Annotated in this window: 1 protein-coding gene; it reads right to left on the bottom strand. The window is 65.6% G+C overall.

Annotation, left to right across the window (positions count from 1 at the left end):
* On the bottom strand, nucleotides 1-544 hold a 544-nt coding region (locus tag CXQ97_RS21220), incomplete at both ends, for a GGDEF domain-containing protein (protein WP_146069761.1).

Genomic DNA, 544 nt, shown 5'->3' with positions numbered 1-544 from the left:
CTCGTCGCTGCTGCAGGCCTCGCCGCCGAACAGCACTACGCCGATGCTGGCGCTGCTGTACAGGCCGAGTTCGTTGAGGCGGTACGAGCGATCCAGCGAGTTCAGCAGCTTCATGCCGATGTGTTCGGCCTGGGCCGCGGCGCGCAGTGGGTCGTCGCCGAGGTTCTCCAGCATCACCACGAATTCGTCACCGCCGAGGCGCGCGACCGTGTCGCTGGCGCGCACCTCGGCGTGCAGACGTTCGGCGGCGATGCGCAGCACCTGGTCGCCGGTCTGGTGCCCGTGCAGGTCGTTGATGTTCTTGAAGTTGTCGAGGTCGATGAACATCAGCGCGCCCAGCTGATTGCCGCGGCGGCTGGCGGCCATGGCCTGGTGCAGGCGGTCGAGCAGCAGCCGGCGGTTGGGTAGACCGGTCAGCGGATCGTAGAACGCCAGATTATGAATTCGCTCTTCGGCCGCCTTGCGATCGGTGATGTCGGTAAAGGCGGCGACATAGTGAGTCACTTCTCCGAGCGCGTTACGCACCGCGCTGACGGTCAGCCAT

Origin of the sequence: Arthrobacter sp. B0490, from assembly GCF_002929355.1 — a bacterium.
Classification (GTDB): Bacteria; Actinomycetota; Actinomycetes; order Actinomycetales; family Micrococcaceae; genus Arthrobacter_D.
The sequence above is the reverse complement of the archived record's forward strand: the minus strand, read 5'-3'. Positions and strand labels throughout refer to the sequence as shown.